This window comes from Wenzhouxiangella indolica (genome assembly GCF_042310355.1).
Lineage (GTDB): Bacteria > Pseudomonadota > Gammaproteobacteria > Xanthomonadales > Wenzhouxiangellaceae > Wenzhouxiangella.
Genome location: NZ_JBHJMR010000026.1, coordinates 1 through 15,498 on the forward strand (window position 1 = coordinate 1; position 15,498 = coordinate 15,498).

The window sequence follows — 15,498 nt, forward strand, 5'->3', positions numbered from 1 at the left end:
AGCGTTCCAAATCTCTCCAACACCGATCAGCACTGAGCTGCCCGAGGTTGTTACATAGAAATCGTCGCCGATGTGTTGGGAAAATGTTGACACGTTCCGCTTGGGGATAAGCGGATGGCTACGCTACAGAGTGCTGTAGACGCTCTTCCCGCCGCCGTGGTAGCTGTTGAGAATGTGGTGGAAGGCGGCTTCGCACTTCTCGTTATAGGTCTCCTCGTCGTACTTCTCCGGAAGCCTACGGTCGAACACAGTCTCCATTGTGTAGCGAACGTCGGCGAGGGCCCGTTCCTTTCGCCGCCAATCCAGCACCAGCTTCTCCCGCTTTAGAGTTTCCAGAAGCTCCTTGCAGGCGACTTTGATCTGGGAGCGCTCCTGGTCGGTCAAATCCGGCCCCGGCCGGGTGAGGATGTCGAACAACGCCAGCTCTTCTTCCGACAGCCCCTCGCGCATTGCCCGCTGGTCCTCGGTGTTGAGCTCCTCGGTAAATGCCATGAGCTCCTGAAAGAAGGCCTCGATGTTCATGCTCCCCGCGTTGTACTTCTGGATCAGCTTCTCGAGCTTGGCCATCAGGTCGATCCGGGTGGGGTTGGTCGCCACCATCTTGCCCAGCTTCTGATTCAGCAGAGCACGGAGTTTCTCGGCCTCGGTTCGTTTCTTGCCCTTTGCAAATTTGGCCTTCAGCTTCTCGAAGTCGATCCGGCTTAGGTCGAACAGCGGCTCATCGTCCTCGTCTTGGATTACGTAGGGGACCGGGGCGACAGACTCATCGAGGAGCTCGTCGACCTGTCGCATTACATCGGATATGTCGGCCTCTGGCTCCAGTGCCTTGATTCGCTGGGCAATCACGGAGACCAGCACTGCGTCAGGTGAGACAGCCTCAGCGACCGGATCCGGGAGGATGGCCTTGTAGACGCGGGAGGTAAGCCGGGCGAGATTCAGATAGCGCTTCCGGGTCTCCTCGTCGACCAGCAGTTTCTCGACCGCGTCCTTCAGCAGCTGTATCTTTTCAAAGCCCTGGGCGGCCTTGATCGCCTCGGGATCCACACCCTGCTCGCGAAGAAAGTTGAAGGACTCCACCAACAGGTGTTTCAGGTGCTCGACCAGTTCTGCCTTGTGTTTGATCGGACCGTCATGCCCCCCACTGGAATACCCACCGTGCTCGTCCTGTGCATTACCCTGGGCGCCACCGTAGATCGCCAGCGCCTCCTGCAGCTTGCGGAAGACCCCGACGTAGTCGACGATCAGGCCTGCTTCCTTACCCGGGAACTTGCGGTTTGCCCGGGCGATGGTCTGCATCAGGGTGTGGTTCTTCATCGGCTTGTCGAGGTAGATCGTCGAGCAGGATGGTACGTCGAAGCCGGTGATCCACATGGCGCAGACAAACACCAGCCGGAGCGGGTCCTCAGGGTCCTTGAAGCGCTCGTCGAGATCCTCCTCGATCAGGCGCTTGCGATGCGGCAGGATGTCCAGCCCCTTAGCCTTGAGCTCGTTGACCTCGTTCTGGCTCTGCGACACGACCACCGCCATGTCCGTCTCGCTCATCAGCCGGATGCGGGCTTCAAGCTGCGGTCGCTCCGCTGCCGGGGCCGATTTAACCAGCGGCTTGAGTTTCTTGAGGTGCGAAGCCCAGTGAGCCCGGACCTTGTTGTACATCCGGACCGCCGTTGCCTTGTCGATGCAGACCATCATGGCCTTGCCCTGGTGGCCCCGTCCGATGAAGTGTTGAACCAGATCCCCAGCAATGGCCTCCAGACGGTCGTCACGGGTGATCAGGTGATATTCCCGGGCGAAGACCTTCTCGACCTTCTTCTCCTGCTCCTCGTCGAGCTCAGCATCTTCCAGAAGTTCGGTCAGGTCTTCGTTCAGGTTGTCGTTGATCAGCTGCAGCTCGGGGATTCTGTTCTCGTAGTACAGCGGGACGGTGGCGCCATCCTCGATCGACTGGCCGAAGTCGTAGACCGAGATGTAGTCACCGAAGACTTCCCTGGTCCGCTCCTCCCCGGCCATGAGAGGCGTCCCGGTAAAACCGAGGAAGGCCGCATTCGGCAGCGCGGTGCGCATGTTCAGCGCCAGCGTGTCGTATTGCGAGCGGTGGGCCTCATCGGTGATCACGATGATGTCCTGTCGGTCCGAGAGCTTCGGGTAGGCCTCACCGTGGCGGGTGCCGAACTTGTGGATCAGGGTAAAAACGTAGCGGTGGTCCTCGGTCAGCAGCTGCTTCAGGTGTGAGCCGCTCGTTGCAGCGGCCTCGGCCTCAGTCACAGCCCCGGTGGCAGCAAAGGTCTTGTAGATCTGCTCGTCCAGCTCCCTGCGATCGGTGATGACCACAAAGGTCCAGTTCCCCGCAATTTTCCGGAGGATCTTCTGGGTAAAGAAAACCATCGACAGCGACTTGCCCGAGCCCTGGGTGTGCCAGAACACGCCCAGCCGACCGGCCTCCTCGGGAGGACGGTCCTTGATCTTGAGAAGCTCGGCGATCGCTCGGTTCACCCCGAGGTACTGATGGTTCTTTGAGATCTTTTTCAGCAGACCTCCTGGCGCCTCCTCGAAGACCGTGAAGTTCTCCACCAGGTCCAGAAGTCGTTCCGGATCCCCCACACCCCGGAGTGCGGTCTCGAGACTGACAACGCCTTTCTCGCCCTCGTCATTGATCCGTTTCCACTCGAACAGGTGCTCCCAGGGGGAGAATGTGCCGCCCACCAGCGTCTCGGATCCATTCGACAGCAGCAGCACAGCGTTGTAGGTGAACAGCTGCGGAATCACCGACCTGTAATCCATCAGGTTGTCCTGATAGGCCGACTTTAGCGGCACGGAGGGCTTCTTGAGCTCGACAAACAGCAGCGGCAGCCCGTTGACGAAGCCGACCAGATCCGGGCGACGGCGGTGGAACTCGCCCTTGATCCAGAACTGGGAGGCTAGATAGAAGTCATTGGCCGTCGAATCGTTCCAGTCGATCACCCGGACCGTTTCGATGGCGTGACTACCGTCCTCCTCCGTGACCTCGACCTTCACACCGTCCTTGATCAGTCGGTAGGCCTCCTGGTTGGCGTTGACCGGGAGCAGGCGGGAGCGGTCCCGGGTCAGCTCTACGATGGCCTTGTCGAGGGCCTCAAAGGGCAGATGCGGGTTGAGTCTCTCCAGAGCAACACGGAGGCGACGCTCCAGCACCACATCCTGCTCGGTCAGTCGGCCCTCGCTGGAGACCGATCCTGTCCACTCCCCATAGAGATTGGCTGTTTCCCAGCCCAGTGAGGCCAGCAGCTCGATGGCTGGCTGTTCGACCAGCGTGTCCTCGGAGTAGTCCTGGGCGTGGGACGGCGGAGGCGTCATGCCGCTTCGACCTCCTTGTTGTCGGGCATGGGGATGTCGGATACATCGACTTCGCCGGAGATCAGCTTGGGGAGAAGCAGATCGCGTTGGGCGCGGAGGTTGACGTTCTTCTTTTCTAACGCGGCCATCAGTTCGTGAATGGGGCCAGCCATCCGATCAAAGAGCTGTACTACTTCTTTGGTAGGAATAGTCACTAGAAGGCCATGGATATCGTTTCTGTTCAATGTTGGAACTGCGGCTCCTACATTGAATTCCTTCAGGTCGATAGCAGACAGCGTATAGAAAGCAAAAAGCGAGGAGCCAAGCGGGAACGCCTTGCCCCATAATGTTGTATTGAGGGGCCAATAGCTGCCATGAACGTACCTAACCTTCCCGATAGAACCAGATCGCCCCGTAACAACACCCGGGCCGTCAACCTTGGCCTCAACATGGGTGCCACTTGCCCCAGTAGCAGACACGATCGGAAAATCTCCAGGCATTCTTTTTTTAACTGGTAAATCAAAGCCACGCTGGAGAACAATAACGTCTTGTAGGGTTCCAACCTCCCACCCCTCAGGAATCCTCCCAAGCTCACTCTCCTTGAAGCGCACTTCCTCATGCCCAGGGAAGCGAAAGTGGACGAACCACTCCTCGTAGAGCCGCCGGGCCATCTCCTTCAGGATCTCGATGCGACGCGTGTTGTTCTCAATGAGGTCATCGTAGGCGGAGAGGATCGAGGCTACGCGTATCTGAACATCACGAGAGGGAACTTCAATCTGGAAACTCTTGATCTTTGCTTGACTGATATTTTGTTGCGCCGCCCCCTGTGCCATAGCTATCAGACGGTGCCGATCATTCAACAGCCTGTAAAATAGCCAGCGATTGTTCGCAACCGCGCTATCTACTGTGAGGCTGCAGATGGCTTGATTGACTGTGCCGGGTCTTTTTAGCCAGCCAAGCTGCCCCACATTGGCCCCATACATAGCAAGTAATACTGAGCCTTCATCTACATATTTTGCCGAGCTTTTCTTTAACCCGAGATCGCTGATCTTCTCCTCGGAATCTGATATTGATGAATCGAGAAGCTCCTTTGACTTTATCCAGAGGTGCCCGACGCCATCGGCTGAGTAGTAGTCAGGCTGCTTCCTAGATGGCGTCCCCCCGCTGGTAACCCGGCTGCAGACCTTCTCAAGAGATAGGATTTGCATAGTCATGCTGGAGCCTCAAGTAAAGAAGCCGTATTCTCAGAAATCACTCCTTCTAGCTCTCTCGCTTCAGCGTTCAACACCTCCAGCTCCTCAGCCAGTTCCTCCAGCCGCTCCGCAAAGTCCACATCCTCGGCTTCCCTCGCCGCGGCACCGACATAGCGCCCGGGGTTCAGCGACCAGCCTTGTGCCTCGATCTCTTCCCGAGTTGCTACCTTGCAGAGGCCGGGAATATCAGCGTAGCCCTCGCCAAGCCCCCTCTCGGCCAGCAGCGACTCGCTGCCCTGATCAAGCTCAATAGCCTCGCCTCGGTAGAGTCGGACGATATTGGCTAGGAACTCGATCTGCTCCGGCAGCCAGTCGCGGTGCGCACGGTCGATCTGGTGGTAGAGATGGCGAGCATCGATGAACAGCACCTTGTCGGCCTGTTCGGCCTCGCTCTTGGCCCGATCGAAGAACCACAGGGTGCAGGGCAGGGTGACGGTGTAGAAGAAGTTCGGCCCCACCGAGACAATCACGTCCACGGCGCCGGACTCGACCAGTTTCTGACGGATCGTCTGCTCGCTGCCTCGGGCATCTCCCGCCGAGTTGGCCATGACGAAGCCTGCCCGCCCTGTAGGCTTGATAGCCGTACAGAAGAGCTGGATCCAGAGATAGTTGGCGTTGTCGGTCCTGGGCATCCCGAAGGGAAAGCGGGGGTCTCCCTCCAGGCGCTCCTTGTCTACGCCCGAGACGTTGAACGGCGGATTGGCCATAACGAAGTCGAAGCGCCCGGCGGCCTTGAACGGATCCTCGTAGTAGGTATTGGCCACCCGCACGTCACCGGACAAGCCATGAACCGCCAGATTCATCTTGTTCAGATTGACGGTGGTCTGGTCCTTCTCGGTCCCGAAGATCGAGATCTCGTCGATCGCGGCCTTGTGGTGGCGCTCTACGAACTCTGCCGAGTGGACGAACATGCCTCCGGAGCCGCAGGCCGGGTCGAAGATCCGCCCGTGATAGGGCTCGAGGATCTCCACGATCAGCTTGACGATGGCCTCGGGTGTGTAGAAGACGCCGCCTTTCTGGCCTTCCTTCAAGGCGAAGTTGCCGAGGAAGTACTCGTACACCTTGCCGAAAGCATCGCCCGACAGGTCCAGCGGCCCGAGCAGCTTCAGGAGCTCCAGCAGGACGCGGTTGTCGATCTTGGTGTAATTGCGAGGCAGGGCGCCCCTGAGGTCGCTGTTCTCCTCCTCGATGGCCTTCATGGCCTCATTGATAGCCTTGCCGATGTTCTCGCCCTCTGCGAGGTTCTGCAGGTGGGAGAACCGCGCCTCCGGCGGCAGAAAGATGACGCCCTCCTTCAGGTAATCATGCTTGCTGACCTTGCGCCGACCACCGGAGCCGACCGGTCCTAGCTTCTCCTCGGCCGATGCGTACTTCTTTTCCGCGTAGCGCAGGAATATCAGCCCTAGCACGGGGGCGGAAAATTCGGCAGGTTTCAGGCCCGTATTGGCCCACAGCTGGTCAGCTACTGCCCACAGGCGCTTGGCATCTTCTCCCTGGACCACTAGAGCTCCTTAGGTTTGTTCTTGAACGAGGGCTGGCTGAACGTTCCCCTTATCGAGGCCCCGGGCGCCCACTACCGGTCCCCAAGATACCGAGCGACCAGGAACGACGCAAGCCGTCGGAATGCCTAAGACTCTAGCCGAGTGACCTGCGCCAGAGTTGCTCCAGCTTGTCCAAATCGAGCTTCAGATCCATCTTGTTGATGTGCTCGGAGTACTCAGGAATGAAGTTATCCATCTGGCGGATGTAGTGCCGGAAGTCGGTGCCCTCGCCAACATGCCCGGTCATCAACCGACGAGGCGGAGTGGGCATGACGTTGCTGGCCATAGAATCAAAGGTTCCCCGGAAGGAGTGCATGACCTTCTTGTGAGCTTGATACAGCCCCAGCGGCTTCGTGATGTCCTCGCGGAACCGGTCGGCCCAGTAGCTTGAGCCCCGTTCAGTGACAGGCCAGAGTGTCGGCTGTTTGGACTGGGCTCGGAACCTGACCCAGTCGGCTAACCCCATCTTCAGCAGATCTGTGTGGATGGGTACCCAGCGAACGGAAACCTCCGTCTTGACCTGTGGGCGGTGCTCATGCTGGCGGATGTGGATCACTGGGTGCTCACAATCCAGCTCAACGTCCTCTGGCCGCAACCCCATGATCTCTTGCTGACGGGCTCCTGTATAGACGAGCACCGCCAGAAGCCAGAACATGCCTGCCGGATGATAGTTCTTATTGTCGAGCAGGAAACGGGAGTGCACTTCTTCTGACTCCAGGATCGTACTGACTTCGGCCAGGCTCCAGGGCTCGTAGGTTGAAACTGGATCCGCCGCTACCTTCAGAACCTCTTCAGCATGGTGCTCGAAGTGGGATTTGGCAGACGGGTTAGTTCTGAGGAATCTGAAGAAGTCCCGTGCTAGTCGGAACTTGCTCTCTTTTCCGCTGCCCCGGATCCGTTCGTCCTCAGGAACTTCGGGTCCGTCCACTATCTGACGAAGACTCATCCCCCGGTATTTGGCTTTGCGCTTGCGTCCTGCTGGGTATCTGCGCCGGAAGCAATCTCTGAGTTCCTCCAAGTGCTCCCAGGTGATCTCGGAGATGGGCAAATCCTGTCCCCAGAGCTCGAACAGGTCTTCCCGTAACCATTTCGCATGCTGATTCTTGCTTGGCCGGGTGCCTGAGACGCCGTCCTCCTCGCCGATTTGCCAACTCTTGCGGCCAGCTGCCCGGTAGTGCTCGACGCAGCGTTCCCATGCCTGCTGAAGAGTGAGAGCGTTCTGGCGGGAAGCCTTTGGGGCGGGCTGATGGTCCTCCTCTGGCGCATTCCAGAAATCGTTCCGGAACTCAGGGCTGTGTTGGCTGAGTAGATGGTAGCGTTTGGATTCGGCCTCGATACCGAAGAGCGTCAGGCGCTCCCGTTCCGCCGTGCTGAGGCTCTCGAAGTCGATACCAACTGACTTTGCGATATCTACAGCAACATCCTCCCATTGGTCGTATGCGGCCTTGGCAGCTTTTGGGGACCCAGATCTGATCGTGTCGATCGAATCGCCCACGACGCTGGAGAGCACCGACAACTGTTCAGGGTCTTGCAGTGTCCCGTCTGGTAGGGGTTCGCCGCTCCGTCGCGCCAAGCGATGGGCAGTGACCTGTTCTCGGAGCTCCTCGTTCAACCATTTGCCTACGAGCCGTTTGAGCTGTTCAGTTGAGTAGCTGTGACGCGTCATTCGAAGTTCTCCAAAGAAATCCAGCGCAAGACAGCCCAGCCGCTGGGCCTCAGCCCGGGCGTGTCGCTGCGACAAGTGAGTAAGTGACCGTCTTAGCTCCCGACGGCAGAAGGATGCCTGCAGATCAGCCGGGATTCGGATGCGGAAGTGCGGCCCACTGGACCGCGCGAGGAGATAGGACTTCGACACTGTGGTATCCCCCGAAGAGGTACGGCACGTCGGCTGGGTGTGTACCAGCCTGTGTACCAGTTTGTGCACCAACAGCGCTAAAAACCACCACCAGATCAACAGGATGCAGTGTTTGCAGGGCCTGCGGAGGAAATGGTGGCTACGGGTGGACTCGAACCACCGACCCCAGCATTATGAGTGCTGTGCTCTAACCGACTGAGCTACGTAGCCACAAGCGAGCCGGGTATTTTTTCCGCTTCCACGGTCAAAGTCAAGCTTTGCGGATGCCGAAGGCCACGGAATTGATCTGGTTCAAGTTCTCGCCCCGACAATCCCGGTAGATTGCCGCCTTCGAAGCGATGATCCGACCGAGGGGTGAGAAAAATGATGCGATGCGTGGTGCTGCTTGCGGGCGTGATGACCATGCCGGTGGCGTGGGCGCAGTATGGCCTCGACGAGCTGCCGGCTGACCTGGTTTCCGAGTACGAGACGTTGCGGGCGCAGGTCGAGCGCGATCCCGAGGCGCTCGATGGCGTCATCCGTGCCGGACGCGAACGGGCCATCTTCTGCAATACCTGTCATGGCGACGACGGCAACGCCGAGCGACCCACTTACCCGGCGCTGGCGGGCCAGAATGCCGACTACCTGCTCGACCAGATCGAGCAATTCGCCGCCGGCACGCGCGAGAAGAAAGTGATGAACGTGCTGGCGGCGACGTTCAGCAACCAGGAGAAGGTCACCCTGGCGCTGTACTACTCGCACATGCCGCGCGAGCGGCCCGGGATCGATCCGCAGCTGGCCCAGCGCGGCGCGGCGGCCTACCAGCTGCGCTGCGCGCAGTGCCACGGCGCGGACGGCCGCGGCGAGCAGGGCTATGCGCGAATCGCCGGCCAGCAGCCGGGTTACATCGCCAAAGTGCTGCGCGAGTACCGCAATGGCGAGAGCCCGCGGCGATTGAGCCCGATGTACGGCGTGGCTGCAGCACTCGACGAATCGGTCATCGACGCCATCGCTCACTACGCTGCCAGCCTCAGGTAGGCGCCGAGGGGTTACTCAGGCATTGGGTGCCCGAACTCGGCTTCGAAGCGCTCGGCGATTTCCTTCGGCGTGAAATCGTGGTGCTGCGGGCCGGCCTGGGCGATCTTGAGCGAACCGAGAATGGCGCCAAGCCGGCAGGCATCGGCCGGATCCCAGTCGCGTTCGAGGCCGTAGAGCAGGCCGGCACGGTAGGCGTCGCCGCAGCCGGTCGGGTCGGTGATCTTCTCCGGCTTGACGGCGGGGATGTGGGTCTTGCCGTCGGCCGTCCAGAGCTCCGAGCCTTCACCGCCGAGGGTGATCACCAGGCCGCCGTCGAGGCGCGAGGTGATGTCGGCGTGTTCCCAGCCCGTCTTCTTCTTGAGCATTTCCCATTCGTAGGAATTGACCGCCAGCCAGTCGGCGTTGGTAATCATGCGCTGCAGTTCCTCGCCGTTGAACAGGGGCAGGCCCTGGCCCGGATCGAAGATGTGCGGGATGCCGGCGGTGCGGAACTGCTCTGAATGGTCGAGCATGGCCTGCTTGCCGTCGGGCGAGACGATGCCGAAAGTGATGTCGCGGTCTTCCGGAACCGGTTGGCAGTGGGCTTCGCCCATCGCGCCGGGGTGAAAGGCGGTGATCTGGTTGTCGTCCAGGTCGGTGGTGATGTAGGCCTGGGCCGTCCAGTGGTCGCCGAGACAGCGAACGAACTCCTGGTCGACATCGAGCCGATCGAGGTGTCGGGCGTAGTCGTCGAAGTCCGGACCGACGGTCGCCATCGGCAGGGGGTTGCCGCCGAGTTTCTTGAGGTTGTAGGCGATATTGCCGGCGGTGCCGCCGAAGTTCCGGTGCAGCTCGGGCACCAGGAAAGCGACGTTGATCATGTGGGTCTTGTCGGGAAGGATGTGATCCTTGAAGCGTTCCGGGAAGACCATGATGTTGTCGTAGGCCAGCGAGCCGCAGATAAGCACGGACATGGGGGTTCCTTGAGTTCGGGTGATTGAAGCAGGCGCCTATTGTAATGATCCTGCCAGTTCTTGCCGGCTCGCCGGCGCCCGAAACGGCTCCGGAAGCGCTGGAGGCTTGATCAATTTTTGAACTTGGTTCAAAATACGCAATTCATTCACGGCCGATCGGTCATCCTTTTTCCATGACGACCCAGCAGCGCAAGGCCCGCGAGTTCGCGGCCCGCGAAGACCTGTTTCTGGACACGGCCCGTCGGCTGATGCTGGCCGACGGCCTGCTGAACCTGACGATGGCGCGCGTGGCCCGGGCCTGCGACTATGCAACCGGCACCCTCTACCAGCACTTCCATTCGAAGGAAGACCTGCTTTTGGCCCTTTCGACCCGCATGTGCGGCGAGCGGGTGGATCTATTCTGCCGGGCGGCGGAGGCGCCGGGCAGCACGCGCGATCGCATGTTCGCCCTGTCGGTGGCCGATGTGCTGTTCGCGCGCCAGTGTCCGGAGCACTTCCGCCTGGCCCAGTACGTTTTTACCGAGGCGGTCTGGTCGGCCACGAGCGAGGCCCGTCGAACGGCCTCGCTGGAGTGCAGCCAGCCGATGTGCGACCAGGTGCGCTCGATCGTTCGCCAGGCAGTCGCCGACGGCGACCTGCCCGACCGGGGCCTGCGCAATCTCGACCTGGGGGTCGGCCCCTGGACGCTGTGCCTGGGCATGCACACGCTGGTACACGCCGACGGCTTGTTGTCCTTCTACGACGTCAAGCGCCCTTATGGCCTGCTGTTGCAGCACATCGAGTTCCTCCTCAACGGCCTGGACTGGAAGCCGCTGGTGACCGACGTCTCCACGCAGCATGTCGCGCGCAAGGTCGAACGGCTCTGCAGCGACGTTTTCACCGACGACTGCAACCGCGAGGGCATCGATGAGCTCCTCGAGGCGCTCGGCGCCCGGCAGAATTCATGAATCAACAGAGTTAATTCCATGGCAACGCAATCCAAGCACAAGCAACAAGGCAAGCCGTCGGTGACCAAGCGCATGATCGTCATGCTGTTGATCGCGGGCGTGATTTTCGGCGGCGTGTTCGGCTGGAAATGGTTCAGCACGATGATGATGAACCAGTACTTCGACAACATGCCCGAGCCGACGGTGGCCGTTTCGGCGACGCAGGCCGAGCGCGACAGATGGGCGCGCGAGATTCGCGCGGTGGGCAGCTTCAAGGCCACCAACGGCGTCAACCTGACCACCGAGCTGGGCGGGATCGTGCGTTCGCTGGAGTTCGAAAACGGCGCCTACGTTGAAACCGGCGATGTGCTGGCGCGGCTCGATGTCGATGCCGACGAGGCGTCGCTGGCCGCGCTCGAGGCCGCGCGCGACCTGGCCGAATCCGAGCGCGACCGCCTGCGACGCCTGCGTGAGCAGAACAGTGTCTCCGCGTCGGAACTCGACCAGGCCGAGTCGCGCTTCCGGCAGGCGTCCGCCGAGGTCGAGGCCCAGCAAGCCCGCATCGACCAGAAGATTCTCCGGGCACCGTTCGACGGCTATCTCGGCATTCGCCGCGTCGACCTCGGCGAATACATCGGGCCGGGTACGCCGATCGTGCCGCTGCGCGCGATTGCCCCCATTTTCATGAACTTCACGCTGCCAGAGCGCTATCTGCCCAACATCGAGGAGGGCGCCGAAGTGACCGTCACGACGGATGCCTGGCCGGACGAACGATTCGAGGGCCGGGTGACCTCGGTAGAGGGATCGATCAACGACGAGACCCGCAGTTTCCTGGTTCAGGCCACGTTCGAGAACGCCGACATGCGACTGCGCCCGGGCATGTTCGCCAGCGCCGTCATTCGCTGGGGCGAACCGCGCGAGGTGCTGATGGTTCCGCAAACGGCGGTCAGCTTCAATCCCTACGGCAACTCCGTGTACGTCATCCAGGGCGAGGAGGACGAGCTGACGGTCGAGCGCCGGCTGGTCCAGACCGGCGAGCGGCGCGGCGACATGGTGGCCGTCACCGACGGCCTCGAGGACGGCGACCGGGTCGCCACGAGCGGGCTGCTCAAGCTCAGCAACGGCACGAAGGTGGAAATCAACAACGAGATCCGGCCCGAGTCCGATCTCGATCCAGAGCCGGTCGACGGTTGAGCCCGAGATGAAATTCACCGACATCTTCATCAACAAGCCGGTGCTGGCCACGGTGGTCAGCCTGTTCATCCTGCTGCTGGGCCTGCGCGCGGCTACCGACCTGAACGTGCGCCAGTATCCCGAGCTGCAGAACGCGGTCATCAGCGTGTCGACGGCCTACATCGGCGCCGATGCCGACCTGGTGCAGGGCTTCATCACCACGCCGATGGAGCGCGAGGTGGCCACCGCCGAGGGCATCGACTACATCGTCTCGACCACCGTGCCCGGCGCCTCGACCATCCAGGCCTACCTGGATATCGAAACCGACCCCAACGAGGCGCTCACGCAGGTCGCTGCCAAGGTCAACAAGCTCAGGGGCGAGTTACCGGATGCGGCCGAGGACCCCATTGTCGATCTCGCCGAGGGCGAGTCGACCGCCGCGATGTACCTTTCGTTCTACAGCGAACTGCTCGACAACAACCAGATTACCGACTACCTGGTGCGCGTGGTCGAGCCCAAGCTGGCGACGATTCCTGGCGTGCAGCGTGCCCAGATCCTGGGCGCCGAGACCTTCGCCATGCGGATCTGGCTCGAACCCGATCGCATGACCGCGCTGGGCGTGACCGCCAGCGACGTCCACGGGGCGCTGGCGCGCAACAACGTGCTCTCGGCGGTGGGCTCGACCAAGGGCCAGATGATCTCGGTCGGGCTGACCGCCGAGACCGATCTGCGCACGCCCGAGCAGTTCCGCGAGCTGGTGGTCAGCTCGACCAACGACACGGTCGTTCGCATCGCCGATGTGGCCCGGGTCGAGCTGGGTTCGGAAACCTACAACTCGTCGGTCAGCTTCAACGGCGAGGAGGCGACGTTCATCGGCGTGGAGGTGTCGCCCGACGCCAATTCGCTCGATGTCATCGCCGACGTGCACGAAGTCTGGGACAACGAGATCCTGCCCGAGCTGCCCAACGGCCTTCAGGCCGATATCCCCTACGACAGCACCGAGTACATCAACAACGCCATCGAAGAGGTGATCGCCACCATCATCGAGGCGCTGCTCATCGTCGTCGTCGTCATCTTCCTGTTCCTGGGCTCGCTGCGCACCGTCCTCATTCCGGCCGTGGCCGTGCCCCTGTCGCTGATCGGCGCGATGTTCCTGATGCTGCTGATGGGTTTCTCGATCAATCTGCTCACGCTGCTGGCCATGGTGCTCGCCATCGGCATCGTGGTCGACGACGCCATCATCGTGCTCGAGAACATCCACCGGCATATCGAAGAAGGCATGACGCCCAAGGACGCCGCGCTCCAGGGCGCCCAGGAACTGGCCTGGCCGGTGGTGGCGATGACCACCACCCTGGTGGCGGTCTACATTCCGATCGGTTTCATCGGCGGCCTGACCGGTACCCTGTTCGTCGAGTTTGCCTTCACCCTGGCCGGCGCGGTGCTGCTGTCGGGCATCGTGGCGCTGACGCTGTCGCCGATGATGTGTGCGAAGCTGCTCAAGGCGCACGACGGCGACAACGGCGACAGCCGCCTGGCGCGCTGGCTCGACGAGCAGTTCGACAAGCTGCGCCGGGCTTATCGGCGGAGGCTGCACGGCGCGCTGGAGACGAAGTCGGTGATTGCCGTGTTCGGCCTGATCGTGCTCGTTTCCTGCGGCTTCCTGTTCATGGCCTCGAGCTCGGAGCTGGCGCCGGAGGAAGACCAGGGCTTCATCATCGCGCAATCGACCAGCGACCCGTACTCGACGATCGAGTACCTCGAGCGCTACACCCGCAGCTACGTCGACCTGATCGACGAGATTCCCGAGCTGGAGAACGTGTTCATCATCAACGGCGCCAGTGGCGGCGGGGGCGGCATGGCCGAGTCGAGCAACTCGGCCATCACCGGTTTCGTGCTCAAGCCCTGGAACCAGCGCGAGCGCGGCACCCGCCAGATCATGGACGAGGCGATCCAGCCGGCCACCCAGAAAGTGGCCGGGCTCGACGTGGCCACTTTCATGCCGCCGTCGCTGCCCAGCGGGGGCTCCGGTTTCCCGGTCGAGTTCGTCATCGGCTCGACCGAGCCGCTGAGCAATATCGAGGGCCTGGCCGGAGAGATCCTCGAGGCCGCGCGCGAAAGCGGCAAGTTCATCTTCGTCAATTCCGACCTCGACATCGACAAGCCGCGCGTGCGCATACAGGTTGACCGCGACAAGGCCGCGCTGCTGGGTGTGGACATGGCCACCCTGGGCAGCGATCTCTCGGCGATGATGGCCGGCGGCTACGTCAACCGCTTCTCGATGGACAATCGAAGCTACCGGGTCATCCCGCAGGTCACCCGCGAGCGCCGCCTCAATCCCGAGCAGCTCGAGGACTACTACACCCGATCGAGAAGCGGCGAGCTGATTCCCATGTCCAACCTGGTGAGCCTCGAGGAAACCGTGGAACCGCGCCAGCTCAAGCGCTTCCAGCAGCTCAACGCGGTGACGATCTCGGGCGTGCCGCGGCCCGGCGTGCCGCTGGGCGATGCCCTGTCGATTCTCGAGGACGCCGCGGCCGAGGTCCTGCCTCCGGGCTACAACGTCGATTACGCCGGCCAGTCGCGCCAGCTCCGAACCGAGGGCGCGGCGCTGCTGCTGACCTTTGCCTTCGCGCTGACGGTGATCTTCCTGGTGCTCTCGGCCCAGTTCGAGTCCTTCCGCGACCCCCTGATCATGCTGGTCACCGTGCCCATGTCGATCTGCGGGGCCATGATTTTCGTCTCGCTGGGCCTGACCACGCTCAATATCTACACCCAGGTCGGCCTGGTCACCCTCATCGGCGTGATCTCCAAGCACGGCATCCTGATCGTGGAATTCGCCAACAAGCTGCAGCTGGAAGGCATGAGCAAGCGCAAGGCCATCGAGGAAGCCACCTCTATCCGCCTGCGCCCGATTCTCATGACTACGGCCGCACTGGTGCTGGCGATGGTGCCGCTGCTGATCGCTACCGGCGCGGGCGCGGCCTCGCGCTTCTCCATGGGCCTGGTCATCGCCACCGGCATGACCATCGGCACGGCGTTTACCCTGTTCGTGGTCCCGGCGATGTATCTCTACCTGGCGCGTGATCATGGGCACGCCGAGGAGGCCGCTGCGTGACGGAGGCCTTCTGAGAGGTTTCCGGTTTCCGGTTTCCGGTTTCCGGTTTCCGGTTTCCGGTTTCCGGTTTCCGGTTTCCGGTTTCCGGTTTCCGGTTTCCGGTTTCCGGTTTCCGAAATTTGAGGAGGTGGTGCCGGAATAGTTCCAGGAAGTTCTCGACCGAAGTCCGCCACGTACGTATCGCGGCTGGCCCGCCCTCCGCTACCCGACCGTTGTCGCCGGAACCCGGTAACCGGAAACCGGAAACCGAAATGACCGCTGTCAACCCAAAGTAGAAACGTCCCCTTTTCTGCAAAGTAGAAATGTCCCCTCCGGGGTCAGGATGTTCGGCCTAGATAGCCGGTTCTCCACGGATG

The 15,498-nt window shown here is 61.5% G+C and carries 9 protein-coding genes, 1 tRNA gene and 1 pseudogene; 4 read left to right on the forward strand and 7 right to left on the reverse strand.

Features of this window, described 5'->3' with window-relative positions; all coding sequences use genetic code 11:
- Positions 1 to 123: 123 nt before the first annotated feature.
- From ACDC67_RS15555 to ACDC67_RS15580, 6 genes and pseudogenes are all read right to left on the reverse strand, one after another.
- On the reverse strand, positions 124 to 3,330 hold the full coding sequence (locus tag ACDC67_RS15555) for a type I restriction endonuclease subunit R (RefSeq protein ID WP_376694553.1): 3,207 nt from the start codon (positions 3,328 to 3,330) through the stop codon (positions 124 to 126).
- Positions 3,327 to 4,523, reverse strand: coding sequence for a restriction endonuclease subunit S (locus tag ACDC67_RS15560; protein WP_376694554.1), 1,197 nt, complete (start codon positions 4,521 to 4,523; stop codon positions 3,327 to 3,329). The genes ACDC67_RS15555 and ACDC67_RS15560 overlap by 4 nt, the downstream gene beginning before the upstream one ends.
- A complete protein-coding gene (locus ACDC67_RS15565; RefSeq protein WP_376694555.1) occupies positions 4,520 to 6,064 on the reverse strand; it encodes a type I restriction-modification system subunit M in 1,545 nt (514 codons plus the stop codon). Before ACDC67_RS15565 ends, ACDC67_RS15560 begins: the two co-directional genes overlap by 4 nt.
- A 133-nt stretch (positions 6,065 to 6,197) precedes the next feature.
- A complete protein-coding gene (locus tag ACDC67_RS15570; RefSeq protein WP_376694561.1) occupies positions 6,198 to 7,769 on the reverse strand; it encodes a hypothetical protein in 1,572 nt (523 codons plus the stop codon).
- Between the two features lie 12 nt (positions 7,770 to 7,781).
- Positions 7,782 to 8,027, reverse strand: a pseudogene (locus ACDC67_RS15575) (DUF6538 domain-containing protein); the annotation flags it as partial.
- Between the two features lie 64 nt (positions 8,028 to 8,091).
- A tRNA-Met gene (locus ACDC67_RS15580) sits at positions 8,092 to 8,168 on the reverse strand.
- Between the two features lie 153 nt (positions 8,169 to 8,321).
- On the opposite strand from ACDC67_RS15580, the gene ACDC67_RS15585 reads away from it, so the two are divergent.
- Entirely contained in the window at positions 8,322 to 8,975 is a 654-nt protein-coding gene (locus ACDC67_RS15585) for a c-type cytochrome (protein ID WP_376694556.1), read from the forward strand.
- Positions 8,976 to 8,986: 11 nt separating this feature from the next.
- Here ACDC67_RS15585 and ACDC67_RS15590 read toward each other — a convergent pair whose 3' ends face one another.
- Positions 8,987 to 9,928 carry a carbohydrate kinase family protein gene (locus ACDC67_RS15590; RefSeq protein WP_376694557.1) on the reverse strand — a complete coding sequence of 314 codons (942 nt, stop codon included), beginning with the start codon at positions 9,926 to 9,928 and terminating at the stop codon, positions 8,987 to 8,989.
- Between the two features lie 173 nt (positions 9,929 to 10,101).
- On the opposite strand from ACDC67_RS15590, the gene ACDC67_RS15595 reads away from it, so the two are divergent.
- The 3 genes from ACDC67_RS15595 to ACDC67_RS15605 are packed head-to-tail and all read left to right on the forward strand — an operon-like array spanning position 10,102 to position 15,142.
- Complete coding sequence (locus tag ACDC67_RS15595; RefSeq protein ID WP_376694558.1) at positions 10,102 to 10,875, forward strand: TetR/AcrR family transcriptional regulator; 774 nt, start codon at positions 10,102 to 10,104, stop codon at positions 10,873 to 10,875.
- A gap of 18 nt (positions 10,876 to 10,893) precedes the next feature.
- Positions 10,894 to 12,048, forward strand: coding sequence for an efflux RND transporter periplasmic adaptor subunit (locus ACDC67_RS15600; protein WP_376694559.1), 1,155 nt, complete (start codon positions 10,894 to 10,896; stop codon positions 12,046 to 12,048).
- Positions 12,049 to 12,055: 7 nt separating this feature from the next.
- Positions 12,056 to 15,142: an efflux RND transporter permease subunit gene (locus tag ACDC67_RS15605; protein WP_376694560.1), complete on the forward strand. Its 3,087-nt coding sequence runs from the start codon at positions 12,056 to 12,058 to the stop codon at positions 15,140 to 15,142.
- Positions 15,143 to 15,498: the final 356 nt, after the last annotated feature.